The organism is Caulobacter sp. GW821-FHT10F06 (assembly GCF_058809215.1).
On the sequence record NZ_JBXASK010000007.1, the window covers coordinates 123,858 to 139,807 of the forward strand.

Annotated in this window: 12 protein-coding genes; 4 read left to right on the plus strand and 8 right to left on the minus strand. The window is 68.6% G+C overall.

Translation table 11 applies throughout. The features are described from left to right. Positions 1–91 precede the first annotated feature (91 nt). The 6 genes from AC1RUS_RS16630 to AC1RUS_RS16655 form a co-directional block, all read right to left on the minus strand. Positions 92–3,346 (minus strand): TonB-dependent receptor, encoded by a 3,255-nt coding sequence (locus tag AC1RUS_RS16630; RefSeq protein ID WP_492917699.1) that lies wholly within the window; start codon positions 3,344–3,346, stop codon positions 92–94. A gap of 143 nt (positions 3,347–3,489) precedes the next feature. Further along, positions 3,490–4,476, minus strand: a complete 987-nt coding sequence (locus tag AC1RUS_RS16635) for a FecR family protein (protein ID WP_492917700.1) — start codon at positions 4,474–4,476, stop codon at positions 3,490–3,492. Continuing rightward, complete coding sequence (locus AC1RUS_RS16640) at positions 4,440–5,030, minus strand: RNA polymerase sigma factor (RefSeq protein WP_492917701.1); 591 nt, start codon at positions 5,028–5,030, stop codon at positions 4,440–4,442. Before AC1RUS_RS16640 ends, AC1RUS_RS16635 begins: the two co-directional genes overlap by 37 nt. A 123-nt stretch (positions 5,031–5,153) precedes the next feature. Further along, complete coding sequence (locus AC1RUS_RS16645; RefSeq protein ID WP_492917703.1) at positions 5,154–6,734, minus strand: PAS domain-containing sensor histidine kinase; 1,581 nt, start codon at positions 6,732–6,734, stop codon at positions 5,154–5,156. A gap of 50 nt (positions 6,735–6,784) precedes the next feature. Beyond that, the gene (locus tag AC1RUS_RS16650) at positions 6,785–7,153 is read right to left on the minus strand and encodes a response regulator transcription factor (RefSeq protein WP_492917705.1); all 369 of its coding nucleotides are present in this window, start codon (positions 7,151–7,153) and stop codon (positions 6,785–6,787) included. Between the two features lie 93 nt (positions 7,154–7,246). Then, on the minus strand, positions 7,247–7,861 hold the full coding sequence (locus AC1RUS_RS16655) for a response regulator transcription factor (protein ID WP_492917706.1): 615 nt from the start codon (positions 7,859–7,861) through the stop codon (positions 7,247–7,249). Between the two features lie 281 nt (positions 7,862–8,142). Here AC1RUS_RS16655 and AC1RUS_RS16660 point away from each other — a divergent pair, with 281 nt between their 5' ends. Next, complete coding sequence (locus AC1RUS_RS16660; protein WP_492917707.1) at positions 8,143–8,682, plus strand: helix-turn-helix domain-containing protein; 540 nt, start codon at positions 8,143–8,145, stop codon at positions 8,680–8,682. Positions 8,683–8,704: 22 nt separating this feature from the next. On the opposite strand, the gene AC1RUS_RS16665 is transcribed toward AC1RUS_RS16660, so the two are convergent. Then, the gene (locus AC1RUS_RS16665; protein ID WP_492917708.1) at positions 8,705–10,282 is read right to left on the minus strand and encodes an aldehyde dehydrogenase (NADP(+)); all 1,578 of its coding nucleotides are present in this window, start codon (positions 10,280–10,282) and stop codon (positions 8,705–8,707) included. A 151-nt stretch (positions 10,283–10,433) separates the two neighbouring features. On the opposite strand from AC1RUS_RS16665, the gene AC1RUS_RS16670 reads away from it, so the two are divergent. Further along, on the plus strand, positions 10,434–10,781 hold the full coding sequence (locus AC1RUS_RS16670; protein WP_492917710.1) for a hypothetical protein: 348 nt from the start codon (positions 10,434–10,436) through the stop codon (positions 10,779–10,781). On the opposite strand, the gene AC1RUS_RS16675 is transcribed toward AC1RUS_RS16670, so the two are convergent. Then, entirely contained in the window at positions 10,778–13,393 is a 2,616-nt protein-coding gene (locus AC1RUS_RS16675) for a TonB-dependent receptor (protein WP_492917711.1), read from the minus strand. The genes AC1RUS_RS16670 and AC1RUS_RS16675 overlap by 4 nt on opposite strands. Before the next feature lie 447 nt (positions 13,394–13,840). Between AC1RUS_RS16675 and AC1RUS_RS16680 the strand changes: the two genes are divergently transcribed. After that, entirely contained in the window at positions 13,841–14,575 is a 735-nt protein-coding gene (locus AC1RUS_RS16680) for a response regulator transcription factor (RefSeq protein ID WP_492917712.1), read from the plus strand. After that, a complete protein-coding gene (locus AC1RUS_RS16685; protein ID WP_492917713.1) occupies positions 14,572–15,903 on the plus strand; it encodes a FecR family protein in 1,332 nt (443 codons plus the stop codon). The genes AC1RUS_RS16680 and AC1RUS_RS16685 overlap by 4 nt, the downstream gene beginning before the upstream one ends. The last annotated feature ends 47 nt before the right edge of the window (positions 15,904–15,950 follow it).

A 15,950-nucleotide genomic window follows, 5' to 3' on the forward strand; every position in this document is an offset into this window, starting at 1 on the left:
GGCGCGGGACGACGAGGGGGGTGTCGTCGTCCCGCTGAAGCCTTCACCGACCGCATGGAGACCGCGCGGCCGGGGCTGAGAAGGCTCGTCTCTAGAACTTCTTGCTGGCGTTCAGGTACCAGTAGCGGCCGGTCGCGTTGTGCAGCGCGCCGAGGTAGCCGAAGTTGGACGAGGTCACCGGCGGCTCCTTGTCGCCGATGTTGCGCACGCCCACCCGGACGGTCGAGCCGTCGAAGCGGCCTTCCTTGAAGGCGTACTGGCCGTAGAGGCTGACCGTGGTCCAGTCCGACACCGGGAAGTACTGGCCGGCCACCTGGGCCGGGCCGGTGTCGTAGACTTCGCCGACATAGCTGACAAAGGCGCCGGCGCCCCAGCCGTCCTTGCGCCAGGTGAAGCTGGCGGTGCCGCGGAACTCCGGGAAGCCGTCCATCTTGATCTGGTTGCCGGCCGACGAGATCGACAGGCCCGACAGCTCGCCCGACGCCACGGCCTGCTGCAGCAAGCTTTCGATCGGGCTGGCCGACTGGTCGTACTTCAGCATCTTGGCCACGTTCAGCGAGACGCCGAAATCGCCCCAGGCGGTGTCGTCCAGGTCGTAGTCGACACTGAAGTCGACGCCCTGGACCATGCGCGGCTGCAGATTCGAATAGGTGTCGTTGACATAGGCGATGGCGCCGACCGTGGCCGTGCCGACCGGCGCGTCCCGGACGACGTTCGGGTTCGAGGAGCCGTGCAGACGCAGATAGTAGTCATAGGCGATCTGGTTGTAGCCGCCCAGGATGCCGATGACGTTCTTCTCGCGGATCGACCAGAAGTCCGTCGTCAGGGTCAGCTTTCCGAACTGCGGCGGAATGAACATCGGCTGGTAGACAAAGCCAACCGTGGCGTTGTCGGCCTCTTCCGGCTTCAGGTTCTTGTTGCCGCTGCGCACCTCGATCGTGCTGACGCTCGAGCAGGTGGTGACATTGATCCGGCAGGCGGCGTAGTCGATGCGGCTGTTGGAGACGGTCGAGCCGTCGCTGTAGAACTGCGGCAGGTTCGGCGCGCGGAAGCTTTGCGAGACCGAGCCGCGGAACGCCAGGCCGTGGCCGACCTTCCAGTAGATCGCGCCCTTGGGCTTCAGGACGTTGCCGAAGTCGGAATAGTCCTCGTCGCGAGCGGCGATCTGCAGGCTGATTTCCTCGACGAACGGGATGTTCATCTCGGGCGAGATGATCGGCACGGCCAGTTCGAAGAAGGCCGAGACGATCGAGCGGTCGCCCTTCACGTCGCCCGCGCCCGAGGCGCCCATGACGTCCGTGCCGTAGGTCACGCCGGTGACGCTGTTGGTGTACTTGATCGTGCCGTCCAGGCGGTCGTCGCGATCGTCCTTGTAGGTCTCGCGACGCCACTCGACGCCGCCCGCGAAGCCGACGTCGCCGCCGGGCAGGCTGAACAGGTCCTTCTTGGAGACCTTGAAGTCGGCCAGGGCCAGCGAGGTCTTGCTGATCCGATAGACGTTGATCAGGAACGAGTTGATCGTGGCGCTGTCGTTGCCGGTGGCGTCGCCGACCGAATAGTTGTCCAGGCTGCCGCCGTTGAACGGGTTGTAGGCGCTCGCGTCGGTGCGGTTCACCGCCTGCTGGAACAGCGTGTTGCTGATCGCATTGTGGGTCATGTCCTTGGTGCGGGCGGCCGAGTACAGCATGGCCGAATCCCACTTCCAGCCATTCCACGAGCCCTTCAAGCCGCCCAGCAGGCGGTAGCTGTCGTCGGTCACGGTGTAGGTGCGCGGACCGGTGTCGACCGGGCGGTAGGTGGTGATGTTCAGCGCCAGGCCCGTGGTGGGCACGCCGGTCAGGCCGGCCAGCCGGTTGGGGCTGGTGGTCGGGCCGAAGGGGTTCCAGTAGGCGTTGGCCGCGATGCTGATCGGGGCCGTGCTCAGCGGAGCCGATTGCTCGCGGCTGCCGGTGAACAGGGCGTGGTAGTAGCCGCCTTCGCCATAGGCCGTGATGCCGCCGAAGTCGTGCTCGACGGTCGAGAACAGGTTGGTGCGCTCGACGCCGCCCTTCAGCGTGCGGTCGGGGTTCTCGTCATAGCGCAGCGCGCGGTCGGCCGTGCCGGTGATCACGCCCGACTTCAGGCAGAGATTGCCGCTCAGCACAGTGCTGGAGCAGCCGGCGGCCGTGTTGCTGGTCGGCTCGACGTGGAAGACGCCCGATGTGGTCAGCGCCGTCGTGCCCTGACGCACCACCGTCGATGACGGGATGACGGTGAACGAACCCCAGGGGCTGGAGGTCGAGCGGCTGTCGAAGGTGGTGTTGTCGGCCCACGGCGTGTCGGCGACTTGCGAGCGGTGATCCTCGCTGGCGGCGTAGTCGCGCTCGGTCGCCATCAGGCGGCTGCGGCCGGTGTAGTTGCCGAAGAAGGTCAGGCGCGTGCCGTCTTGCAGGCGCGTGCCGGCCTTCACGTTGAACGAGCCCTCGCGGTAGCCCGTGCCTTCCGAGCCGCCCAGCTGGGTCTCGACCTTCAGGCCGCGGAAGCGGGTGTCGAGCACGGTGTTGACCACGCCCGCCACGGCGTCGGTGCCATAGATGGCGGCGGCGCCGTCGCGCAGGACTTCCACCCGCTTGACGCCCGCGACCGGGAACGAGTTGGTGTTGACCGTCTGGACCGGCACGAGGTTCTCGGTCTGGCTGCCCGGCGCCAGCACGGCGCGACGGCCGTTCAGCAGGGCCAGGGTGTTGCCGGTGCCCAGGCTGCGCAGGTTCAGCGACGAGACGTCGCCGCGCGCGTCGTTCAGGTTGCCCGTCGTGCGGGCTTCCTGGAACTGGACGTCGCCGGCCTGAGGGATGGCGCGGAACAGCTCATCGCCCGACACGGCGCCGGTGGCGATGATCTCGTTCTCGCCGACCACGGTCACCGGCAGGGCTTCGGTGGTGCGAGCGCCTTCGATCTGCGAGCCGACGACCACGACGGTTTCGACGACGGAGGCTTCGTCATTGCTCGAGCCGTCCGCCGCGGCTTGGGGCTGGGGGCGGGAGGCCGCCGGACGCAGGGTGATGGTCTGGCCGTTGTCGGAAGCGATCTCCAGGCCGGCGGCCGAGATCAGGCGGGCCAGGGCGTCGCTGTCGGCGATGTCACCGACCACGGCCGGCGTCTTGCGACCCGAGGCGGCTTCGAAGGGGAACAGGACCTGCTTGCCCGACTGCTTGGCGAAGCTCTGCAAGGCCGAGACGGCGTCCTGGGCGGGAATGTTGAAGCTGTGGCTGGCAGCCTGGGCCATCGCCGGACCGGCGATCGACAGAATGGCGGCCGACGTCAGCAGCAGCCGCCGGACGGTCCGGAGACGGTTGGAATCTCGCATCTTTGGTAGTGCCCCTCGTATCCGCCCTGCCCCCTCGACATGGCGTCCTTTCCCTGTCCGACGGGCGATCGCGCGCGATCCGCCATTCAAGCCGGAAATATTTGTTTCTCCGCCGACGCGGCCCCGAAGGCGGGGCGGAGGGATCAGTCGCGAGCGGTCAGGTGGATGACGCCCTCGGCGTCGCGCTTGGCCCGCACCGGGAAGGCGTCGGTCACCGCATTGACGAAGCTGCCCGGCTCCGTGCTCTGGAAGTAGCCGGCCAGGCGCAGACCCGAGACCGACGCATCGTCGACCGAGATGTGCTGGCGGTTGTAGCGGTTGAACTCGGCCGCCGCCTGGTCCAGCGTCTGGCCGTTCAGGGCGATGGCGCCCTGGCGCCAGGCCAGGGCCCGGTCGATCTCGGCCGTCGAGACGCGCTGCATGCGGCCCGTCGACGAACCATAGACCGCCATCACCCCCGCCGATTGCTGGGCGTCCTTGGACGAGGCCTTCAGGTCGACGTCGACGACGCCGCTGGTGACCGTCACGGCCGCGACCTCGCCCTTCAGTCGCACCGCGACCTGGGCCGCCTTGGTGGCTTCCAGCTGGGTTCCGGCGGCGGTGACGATGAAGGGCCGTGCGTCCGGCGAGGCGGCGAACAGGGCCTCGCCGCGCACCAGCCGCACCTCGCGCGCACCCTTGCGATAGCGGACCACGACCTTGCTGTCGGTGTTCAACTCGATGCGGCTGTTGTCGCTGAGCACGATCACGCGCCGCTCGCCGATCGCGGTGGCGTAGGCGGTCGAGGCGGTGGCCGAGATCACGCCGACCGACAGCACGCCCACAGCGCCGACCACGGCGGCGGCGCGCGCCCAGGCGGCGGGTCCCCAGGTGAAGACCGGCGCGCGCGGCGGAGCCAGCAGGTCGGGATCGGGCCTGGCGGCGCGCGGCGACATCGCCCGCAGGCGGTTCAGCCGCTCCCAGGCATAGGCTTCGCGCTCATAGGCGGCTTCGTGCTCGGGCCCCTGGTCGCGCCAGGCCTCGAAGGCGGCGCGTTCGGCGGCGGAACACGAGGCGTCGTCAAGCCGGACCACCCATTGGGCGGCGGCCAGCCTTACCGCTTCGCGTTGTGATCCCGCTTCCCGACCCATGTACGCCCTTCGTCGACCTTCCTCGCCCGACCGTCTCCCCGGCCTAGTTTATCCGAACAATAGCGCAACCCCTTTACGAGGTGCTTCTCTACAGTGGAGACGGATAGTCCAAGCCTTTCCGCTATTTCCCGAGGCGAAAGATTATAGACCTTTCGCAGGGTGAAGACCTTGCGACACTGGGCCGGCAGTTCCTCGATCGCTTCGTTCAGCTGACGCAGCTCGTCGCGACCGACGGCGATGTCCTCCTGGGTCGGCGCCTCGTCGGCCAGGCCCAGCCGCTCGAAATCGGCGACGGCGGTGATGGTCAGCACCTTGCGGCGGCGCAGGGCGTCCAGGGCGGTGTTGCGCAGGATGCGGGCCGCGAAGGCGCCGGGATTGAGCACCTCGCGCCAGGCTTTGTAGGCGATGGCGCGCGCGAAGGCGTCGTGGACCAGATCCTCCGGATCGGTCTCGCCGTCGCGGCAGAACCGCCGCGCATAGGCCAGCAGATCGGCCTCGAGCGGCAGGATCTCTCGCCGGAACCAGGCGCGTCGCGCGTTGTCGTCTTGATCCATCCATGCCCCCTCGCCCAGCCAAGCGTGATCCGCAACCGATGGCAACCGACCTTGGCCGCATTTCTGGGAGACGCCGCCGGAGCGGGCGCCCGGCGCCGAGCTACAGCGCTGGAGGGCCGCGCGTCAGGCCGCTGGCAGGGTGAAGGAAAAGCGGGCTCCGGACGGTTCGACGACATTGGCCGCGTCCAGGCGGCCGCCATGGGCCTCGATGATCGAACGGCAGATCGGCAGGCCCATGCCCATGCCGTTCTCCTTGGTGGTGAAAAAGCTCTGGAACAGGCGCTCCAGGTTCTCACCCTCGACGCCGGGCCCGCTGTCGCGCACCGAGGCCTCCAGGGTCCCGTCGTCCAGCCGGCGGGTGGAGACCCAGATGTCGCGCTGCGGACTGCCCGCCTGCCCCATCGACTGGGCTGCGTTGACCACCAGATTGACCAGCACCTGCTGCAGCTGGGTGCGATCGGCCAGCACGGTCGGCAGATCCGGCGTCAGGTCCAGGGTCAGGGTCGCGCCCTGGGCTTGAAGCTCGTGGCGCAGGAACAGCATCGCCCCCTCGATCACCTCGTTCAGCGACAGGGCCTCGGGCTCGGGCGCGCGCTTGGCGGCCATGCCGCGCACCCGCGAGATGATTTCGGCGGCCCGGCGCGCGTCGGCCACCACCGCGTCGGTCAGCTCGCGGATTTCGGCCAGATCCGGCTCGGGACGCGACAGCCAACGCAGGCCGGCCGCGCCGTTGGTGGCGATGGCCGCCAGCGGCTGGTTGACCTCGTGGGCGATCGAGGCGGTCAGCTCGCCCAGCATCGACACCCGCGCGGCATGGGCGAAGTCGGCCTGCATTTTTCGCAAGGCCTCCTCCGCCTGAGTGCGGGCCGAGATGTCGATCACCCCGATCAACAGCGCGCCTTGAGCCACCGACTCCTGCGGGAAGCAGGCGGTGAACAGGGCGTCGAACTCGCGACCGTCGGCGTGGCGAAAACGGGTCTCGGCCGAATAGTTCGCCGCCCCGCTGACGGCCGCCACAACGCTGGCGGCATAGATCCCGTTCGAGGCTTCCGGCCAGAATGGCTCCAGCGATTCCGGGAACGCCTCACGCGGAAAGCCGAACAGCTTGACCGTCTCGTCGTTGACGTCGATCACCCGGCTGACCTTCATCATGCCGCGCACAAAGTCGGGATTGTCGGCGAAATACTGGGCCAGATCGGTGACGCCCGATTTGCGCAGCTTGTAGACCATGCCGCCGACGGCCTTGAAATCCAGCTCCCAGAACGAGGCGGCCATGGCCTGGAAGAGGTTGCGATAGCGATGGTCGGCGCGGGCCAGCGCCGCCTCGGCCAGCCGCTGGCGGGTGACGTCGCGCCCGGTCTCGATCACCACGGCCGGCCGGTCGGCGGACGCCGCGCGCAGGCGCCAGCGGGCCTCGATCCGCAGCCGCTCGCCGGAGGCCGTCCTGCGTTCCAGTTCACCGTCCCAGGCGCCGCTCGCCCGCAGCGCGGCGTCGGCCGCCGGCAGGCCGGTCTCGATCGCGGTCTTCAGCAGATCGTCGAGAAGCCGGCCCAGAGCGTCCTCGCGGGCCACGCCGTAGAGCTCGGCGGCGGCCTGATTCCAGCCGACGATCACGCCGTCGAGATCGCGCACCACGACGCTCTCATGGACCAGATCCAGATCGTCCGCCGCGTCCGCCACTCGTCCCCCGATGAAGTCGTTCAAGGCGAACCTAACCCGGCCCGCCCGACCGGAGAACCGCGTTCGTCCGCCTTCTATCGTTGCAACGCCTTCTCGACGCAGGCGATCAGGTCGTCGGCCTGGAAAGGCTTCTTCAGAAAGCAGTAGGCGCCGCTTTCCATGGCCCGGGCCTGCAAGGTCGGCTCGCCCCGCGCGGTGATCATGATGACCGGCGCCGCGCAGCCCGCCTTGGTCAGATGTTGCTTGAGCTCGATCCCGCTGGTCCCCGGCATCTGGATGTCGGTGACGATGCAGCCAAAGCGATCGGGATCGCCGGTCGCCAGGAACGCATCCGCCGAGGCGAAGCCGTCGACGTCGTGACCCAGCGAGCGGACGAGACCCATCAAAGCCCGGCGAAGCGAGTCATCGTCGTCGATGATCGCTATGAGCGGAACCTGGGACACGCGACTTCCTTTTCCGAGCGGTCAAACGACAACACACGTCCGCTCGCCTCCTATGTGGAGCGGGACGTCGCCGGACGGAATCATCCGAAGGTGTTAGGCGCGCTCCAGCTGCAGCGCCTGGGCCATGCGCACCAGGTCGGCCAGCGTCTTGGCCCCCATCTTTCGCATGGCCGAACGCCGGTGGATCTTGACGGTGACCTCGCTGAGCGAGAGGTCGCCGGCCACCTGCTTGTTCATCTTGCCGGCGGTGACCAGGGTCATCACCTGGCGCTCGCGGGGCGACAAGGTCGCGAACCGGGCCTGGGCCTCGTCGCCGACCTCGGCGCCGGCCCGGCGCTTGCGATCGTGCTCGATGGCCGCCGAGACCGCGTCCAGCATGTCCTGCTCGCGGAACGGCTTGGCCAGGAAGTCGACCGCACCGGCCTTCATCGCCCGCACGCACATCGGGATGTCGCCGTGACCGGTGATCAGCACGACCGGCAGACGCACGCCCAGGGCGGCCAGCTGGTCCTGGAACTCCAGGCCGTTCATGCCGGGCATGCGGATGTCGAGCACCAGACAGCCTGGCGCGTCCGACCGTTCGACGGCCAGGAAGTCATGCGCGGACCCGTAGAGCCGGGTCTCCAGCCCCACGGAACGGAACAGCCGCCCCAGCGCCGTGCGCAGGGACTCGTCGTCGTCGACGATGTGGATGATCGCGTCGCTCATGCGGTAACGATAACATCGGTCGCCCGCGGAATCTCCAACCCCAAAGTGGGGGCGGATAACACCAAAGGATGAGTGGACACGCTACGAGCGCGACCAAGCGACTCTTCGACGGTGGCGACCAGAACCGCATCACACCATCAGCGCGCGCCCGCCGATATCGCCCGTTGGGAGGGTCGCCTCATCCCTATGGATGATCCAGCTCCACCTCATGGCGAATAGCCCTGCGGCATGGCGCCGCTACCTTGGACTGCAGGTTTCGACCGGCAGAGCGAGGCGACGACATGACCCGGCAGCACATCCAGATCTCCCAGACCACGGCCCCGGAAGGCCTGCTGGCCGCCCAGGCCTCGCGCCTGCTGGACGAGGTGCGCAGCTTCCTGGATCACGACCTGGACGCAGCCCGGCAAGGCATGTCGCGGCTCACCGCCCTGCTCGCCGTCCGTCCGGTCGAGGCCCCGACCGCCCAGACCCCGCGCGGCGGTCTCGCGCCCTGGCAGAAACGCCGGGTCGAGCGCTTCGTGGAGGAGAACCTGGAAGGTTCGATCTCGCTGGACGACATGGCCGCCGTCGCCGCGCGCAGCGTCTGCTACTTCTCGCGGGCCTTCAAGGTCAGCTTCGGCGAGACGCCCCACGCCTATGTCATGCGCCAGCGCGTACTGCGGGCGCAGGACCTGATGCTGAGCTCGGACGAGCCGCTCAGCCACATCGCCCTGGCCTGCGGCTTCGCCGACCAGGCCCACCTGTCGCGCCTGTTCCGCCGCGAGGTGGGCGCGACCCCCAGCGCCTGGCGTCGCGCGGCCGAGCCGCGCCTGGCGGCCTGACCGGCGCGACGCCGAAGCGGCCTCAGGCCAGCTTCAGCTTGCCGTCGACCCGGCGGGCCAGGCCCAGCGGGTTCTCGGTCTTCAGTTCGTCCGGCAGCAGGGCCGCCGGCAGGTTCTGGTAGCTGACCGGACGCAGGAAGCGCGCGATCGCCAGAGTGCCGACCGAGGTCGCCTTGGCGTCCGAGGTGGCCGGGAACGGACCGCCGTGGACCATGGCGTGGGCCACCTCGACGCCGGTGCCGAAGCCGTTGACCAGGATGCGGCCGGCCTTCAGCTCCAGGTCCGGCAGCAGGTCGGCGACCAGGGGATGATCGGCCTCGTCCATATGGAGGGCGATGGTCAGCTGACCTTCCAGGGCCACGACCACCTGGCACAGCTCGGCCAGGTTGGCGCAGCGGACGACGACCGAGGCCGCGCCGAACACTTCTTCAGACAGATGCGGATGGGCGATGAAGTCCGCGCCCGACACGCTGAACAGCGCCGCCTGGCCGGTGTGGCCCTCGCCGGCGTGGCCGCGCGCCAGGGTGGTGACCTCGGGCGAGCTGCTCAGCGCCTGGACGCCGTGAGCGAAGGCCTTGCAGATGCCGGGCGTCAGCATGACGGCCGCAGCGCTGGCCTCGACCGCCTGGACGGCGGCCGCGACGAAGGCGTCCAACTCGGGGCCGTCGATGGCCAGGATCAGACCGGGGTTGGTGCAGAACTGGCCCGCGCCCAGGGTCAGGGCGGCCACGAAGTCCGGCGCGATCTGCGCGCCGCGCGCCTTGAGGGCGGCGGGCAGCAACAGCACCGGATTGATGCTGCTCATCTCGGCGTAGAACGGGATGGGCTCGGGGCGCTGCTGTGCGATGGCGGCCAGGGCGAGGCCGCCGCGACGCGAACCGGTGAAGCCCGCGGCCTTGATGCGACGGTCGGCGACCAGGGCTTGGCTGACCTCGTAGCCGCTGTCGTGGATCAGCGAGAACACGCCCGGATGCACGCCCACCGCCGCGGCGGCGGCCTGGATGGCGCGGCCGATCATCTCCGACGTGCCCGGATGGGCCGGATGCGCCTTGACCACCACGGGGCAGCCGGCCGCCAGGGCCGAGGCGGTGTCGCCGCCGGCCACCGAGAAGGCCAGCGGGAAGTTGCTGGCGCCGAACACGGCCACCGGGCCCAGCGGCACGTTGCGCAGGCGCAGGTCCGGACGCGGCAGCGGCTTGCGCTCGGGCAGGGCCGGATCGATGCGCGCCTCCAGGAAGCCGCCGTCGCGCAGCACGCTGGCGAACAGCCGCAGCTGGCCGGTGGTGCGTCCGCGTTCGCCTTCCAGGCGGGGACGCGGCAGGCCGGTCTCGGCCATGACGCGGACGATCAGGTCGTCGCCCAGCGCTTCGATGTGCTCGGCGATGGCTTCCAGGAAGGTCGCGCGGGTCTCGTACGGCAAGGCGCGGTAGGGCTGGAAGGCCGCCGCCGCCTGGGCGCAGGCCTCTTCCAGGTCGGCCAGGGTGGCGCCGCCGAAGGCCGGCTCCAGCGTCTCGCCCGTCGCCGGGTTCACGCCCTTGATCTCGCCCTGGAGTCCGCGCGTGGCGCCGCCCGCGATCAGCAGTTCACCCGTCAAATGCACGCTTGGCTTCCTTCAGTTGTCACGGGATCGCCCGTCGAGATACCGGTAACATAGGCATGTGACGGCTCGGGCGCCATGACGTCGGCGCGTCACGACGGATGGCAAGCCGTCCGGCCAATGCTAAGAGCGCGCCTTGCCTCAGGAGACAAGCGTGGCTCGCAATCTTTCCGGAAAAGTTGTCACCCCGGCGATCGATTTTACCGCCCAGGCGGACCAAGCCTGGTTCGACGCCAAGCCCGAGCGCGACTTCCAGCTGCGCGATCCTGCGCCGCTGGAATTCAAGGAGCCGCTGGGCGACGCCGGCGAGGGCTTCAGCTGGCGGGTGCTGGTGGTGCGGCTGGACGGCGGTTCACGCCTGCGCCTGCCCGTCTCCCTGGCCTGGGACCTGCACAATGAGCACGCCAAGGAACAGCACCTGGCGATGATCTTCGAGCAAGTCGCGCCCGATCAGGCCAAGGCGATGCGCGCCCAGGCCTTGGCCAAGCGTCCGCGGGCCTAGCCGAGGATCTTGCGGACGCTGAAGCGCACCGTACGGCCCAGCGAGTCCATGTAGTCGGGCTGGTAGGCCTGGGGCGTGATCCCCTGCGCGTCCCGCACGTCCTGCTTCTCGTCGAACAGGTTGTCGACATTGAGGGTGACGCGCGACCGGTTCAGCACGGGATGCTTCTTGACCCAGTCGCGATGGGTCGACAGGTCGGCGAACAGCGACAGGTTCAGCGTCGCCAGGTCCGAGAAGAACAGGTCCTGGCCGGTCAGGCCGCCGTCGACCCAGGTCTTGGACCGCCAGTTGCCGATCAGCCGCGCGCCGGCGCCGTTCTTCAGATAACCGCCCTGCATCTGCACCTCGTGGCGAGGCTGGCCGCCGCGTCGGTTGGTGGCCGAACCGTCCAGCAGGTCCAGCACTGGCAGGCCGTCGCGGATCTTGATCTCATCCTGCAGCCGCCAGGTGTGGTAGAATGAGAAAGTGACCAGGCCCTGGCTGGGACGCGCCGTCCCGCCCTGCCCTTGCCACGCGCCCGCCTGACGCGCGGCCGGCAGTTTGCCCAGGGCCCTGGAGTAGTTCATCCCCCAGCGCAGCTCCTGCCGCTCGGTGGCCTTGAAGTTCACCGGACGCACGTCGATCGACACCAGCCGGCCCGTCGCGTCGCGCGTGAAGCGCTCGGGCATCGCCGATTCCAGCTCGGGCGTGATGGTCGGGAACGAGGCGATCGAGTCGTCGGTCGTGTTGCGGGTGTAGTTGGCGTTCAGCGTCAGGTCGGTCTTGTCGAACGGCTTGTAGTTGGCGCCCAGCTTGAAGACCTTGCGGGTGTCGGACTTTAGGCTGGCGTTGCCGCCCTCGATACGCGTGATGCTGACGCTGGCGTTGGTGGCGAAGTCGAACACCGAAACATTGGGCGTGAACACCACCGGGTCGTTCAGCTGCTGGATCGACGGCGCGCCTTCCTCGGCCGTGAAGCTGGCCACCAGGCTCAACGGCTTGACCGGCGACCAGTTGAGGCCGCCGCCGACCGTGAATAGCCCGCCGAAGTCCGACAGCTCCTCGTAGCCGGCGTTGAGGTTCAACGACAGGTCGCCCACCGCGCCCAGGGCCTCGCGCCGCCGGCTGGTGATCGGCACGTTCAGGCTGCCCTCGGCCTCGCCGCGCCGGCGCGACAGCTCGCGGTCGGTGCGGACGCCAGAACGGACGCTCTGCGCATCCAAGGTGCGGATATCGAAGACCGCCTTGACCGTCAGCGACAATCCGCCGGCCGGCAGCGGGAACAGGTCGCCCCGCGCCACCAGCTCGCCGCTGGCGAAGCTGGTCAGCGAGTCGGCGGTGTCCGACGCCGCCAGCTTCAGCGAGGTCTTGGGCGGATCGACGAACGGATTGACCGACGGGTCCTTGGCGGCGACCGCCGCGCGGTAGGCGGCGGTGTCCAGACCTCTTCCAGTGCGGGTCGAGCTGTCGACGCGCTCATAGGCGCCCGTGAAGTTCCAGCGCCAATCGGCCACCAGGCCGGTCATGGCCAGGTTCACATTGACCTTCTGGTTGTCGGTGTCGCGGGTCAGGGACTCGGGCGCATTGATGTAGCGATAGAGCGTCACATTTCCGGCGAACGGCGAGAACGGGCTGCCGGCCGGCAGGGCGATGGCCACGCCCGGCAGGCCCAGATAGCTGGTGTTGCGGCTGTCATCGAGGCTGGCGGTGATCGTCGCCGAGGTCTGCCGGGTGATGTCGCGGGTCATCGCGCCCTTGATCACCGCCTGACGTCCCTTGGGCTGCAAGCTGCGATTGGCGGTCAGGTCGTCGTTGTTCAGCTTGCCAGCGCCGGCTACGAAGTCGGCCAGGCTGGGCGAAGCGCCCGAGGGATCGCGGACCGGCGCGCTGGCGGCCGTCACGGTCGATCCGACCAGGGCCGAGAGCCTGGGATCGATCTCATTGCCGCGCGTCGAACTCAGGATGTTGCCCGACAGCGAATAGGGCGAACTGTCCGAGGTGCGGAAGATGTCACGCTCGTCCTCGAACAGCGCGTCTTCGCCCTTCAGCTGCAGGTCGAAGGTCCAGCGGGTCCCGTCGTTGATCTTGAAGAAGTTGCCCGTCACCTGGTTGGTGGCCCGGCCGCCTTCGGTGGCGACCCGCGTTTCAGCTTCGCTGGTGATGGCCCGGAACGTCTTGCGGGTCTTAAAGGCCAGCACGCGCTGATCGGCCCGATAGCCGAACTTCAGCGCCTCCTCCTCGGAGAGCACCTGAGCCTTCATGAGCGCCTCGGTGGGAATGCCGCTGATCTCCTGGAAGCCAGTCACCCGCCGGCCGTTGAGCAGATAGACCGGCGGGCCGTCGCTGCGCCCGCGACCGCTGCGCAGCTGCGGCTCCAGAGCCTCGACCAGCTGGGCGATGTTGCCCGCGCCATAGGCTTTGATGTCGTCCTCGCCCAGGGTGAGTTCGGGCTCGATCTCGCTGTCCACCTCGCCCCGCGCGCGGCCGATGACCTGGACGCCCTCGACCTGCACCTCCTCCGCGGCGGGGGCGGCGGGCGGAGCCTCGATGAAAACGGGCGCTGGCGGACTGATGACCGAGAGTTCAAGCGCCGCGACGGCCGGCCCGGGAGGGAGCACGAAGAAAAGCGTCATCGAAAGACCGGCGGGACGGGGCGGAGGAGGCCTCGGCGCCGGACAGGCGCTTTCGGATACTGGGCTTTACTCTACTGGTCTGACCAAAGGCGCGCAACAGACGGATGATCGATCTCAACATGTAAGACCACCGCTGGTCGCTCGACTGGAGAGACGCCGATCTCCTTCCGTCTCACGGACTAAATATTTGCGCCGCGAGCCTTCGCCAGGCGTCGCTAGTGTGCGGGCGACCGGAATCGCCGCCTCAACGTCCGCGAGAGGCGAGCTGTCTCGCACCCGACTGTAAACCATTGTAAATTCCTTGCCTGGCCTAGCGCGGCGCAAGGGCGAACAAGGTATTCCCAATGGGCGGACGATCTTCTGAATCCCCCCCCACCGGACAGACGGCCGACCGCCGCGCGCCCCGCGACTAGCGGGGCGCGCGCATTAGCTTCTACAAGTGAGCGCATGAAAGTCGCCCTTCTCGACGACGACGATACGCACAACGCGCTGGTCGCCGGGCTGCTCGGGCCGGCGGGGTACGACTGCGCCAGCTTCACCCGTCCCGAGCGCCTGCTGGCCGAACTGCGCCGCCAAACCTTCGACCTGCTGATCATCGACTGGAACATGCCAGATCTCAGCGGGATCGAGACCCTGCGCCGCATCGACGAGATGCTGCCGACCGCTCCGCCCGTCCTGCTGCTGACCAGCCGCTCGATCGAGGCCGATCTGGTCGAGGGGCTGAACGCCGGCGCCGACGACTACATCGTCAAGCCGCTGCAGCCTCCGGTGCTGATCGCGCGGGTCAACGCCCTGGCCCGCCGCGTCTATCGCCCGCCGGTGACACCGCACGTCGAGCAGCACGGCCCTTATCGCATGGACCCCGCCGCCCAGACCGCCAGCTGGGCCGACCATGTCGAGACCCTGACGCCCAAGGAATTCCAACTGGCGATGATCCTGTTCAACAACCTCGCCAGGCCTTTGTCGCGCGAGTACCTGTTGCGCCGGGTCTGGGGCCAGCGCCCCGACCTGGAGACCCGCACGCTGGACGCCCACGTCTCGCGCCTGCGCTCGAAGCTTCAGCTTCGCCCCGCCAACGGCTTTCGCCTGACGACGGTCTATGGTTTCGGTTATCGTCTCGAAGCCTGCGATCCCCAGGGGGGGCCGAACGCAGACGCCGAAGCCGGAGCGACTCCAGGATGACGACTGCTCGCGATCTCGCGGTTCTCGCCGCCGCCATCGGCCTGACCGCCGCCACGACCGCCGTCGCCGCCCCGCCGGATGCTCCCGTGTCCTATGTGGTCAAGCCGGGCGACACCCTGATCGGCTTCGCCGCGTCCTATCTGAACAAGCCCAGCGACTATCTGGCCGTCCAGAAGGCCAACCAGGTCGCCAATCCGCGCTACCTCAAGGTCGGCTCAAGGCTGCTGATCGATCCGAACCTGCTCAAGAGCACGCCGATCGACGCCCGGCTCAGCGCCGTCAGCGGTCCGGTCGAGCTCGAAAACGGCGGCCAGCGCACCCCGGCCCGGGCCGGCATGGTGCTGGTCGAGGGCCACCGTCTGACCACCGGCGAGGGTGGGTTCGCCACCTTCGACATGGCCGACGACTCGCGCGTGACCCTGCCGTCCAACACCAGCCTGCGCATCGACCGCATGCGCCAGACCATCCTCAACAACGCCCCGCAGCGGGTGTTCCAGATGGACAAGGGCCGCGGCACAATCTCGGCCACGCCCAACAGCAATCCCAACGCCAAGTTCGAGGTCCGCACCCCGGTGTCGATCTCGGCCGTGCGCGGCACCGAGTTCCGGGTCGGCCAGGACCCTTCGGGCGCAAAGGCGCAGACCGAGGTCTTGAAGGGCGCGGTCGGCGTCGACCTGGCCTCGGCCACGACCTCGGGACCGCCCGTGCCGGCCGGCTTCGGCGTCAGTGCCACCTCCGCCGGCGTCGGCGCGCCCGTGAAGCTTCTGCCGCCGCCCAAGCTGGGCGACGGCGGCCAACGCCAGGGCGACAAGATCGTCCATTTCGCCGTGCAGCCGGTCGACAAGGCCGCCGCCTATCGCCTGGCCCTGTCGCGCGACGCCGGCTTCGTCGACATCTTCGCCGAGAAGACCACGGCCGAGCCGAACGCCGAGTTCGGAACAGTCGACAACGGCACCTATTTCATCCGCCTGACCGCCATCGACGGGGGTGGGCTGGAAGGCCTGCCCGCCGACTACAGCTTCGACCGCGATCTGGACGTGCTGGAGCCAGGCGCGCCGCCCAGCCCGCAGGCCTCGGGCAAGCATCGCAACTTCCTGTTCCGCTGGAGCGCGGCCGGCGACGGCGTGCGCAACTTCCGCTTCCAGCTGTTCGCGGAGGGCGACACAGAGACGCCGATCATCGACCAGCCCGGCCTGTCCGAACCGCAACTGACCCTTACCGACCTGCCGCCGGGGACCTATGGCTGGCGGGTCAGCGCCGTGCGTTTCAAGGGCGGCGCCTATAGCGAAAAGGTCGGTCAGATGCAGTCGTTGCAGATCGGTCGATAGGCCTTGATCTCGCCGTCGCGACTGTTGCGGCCGGAGTCCCCGGTCTC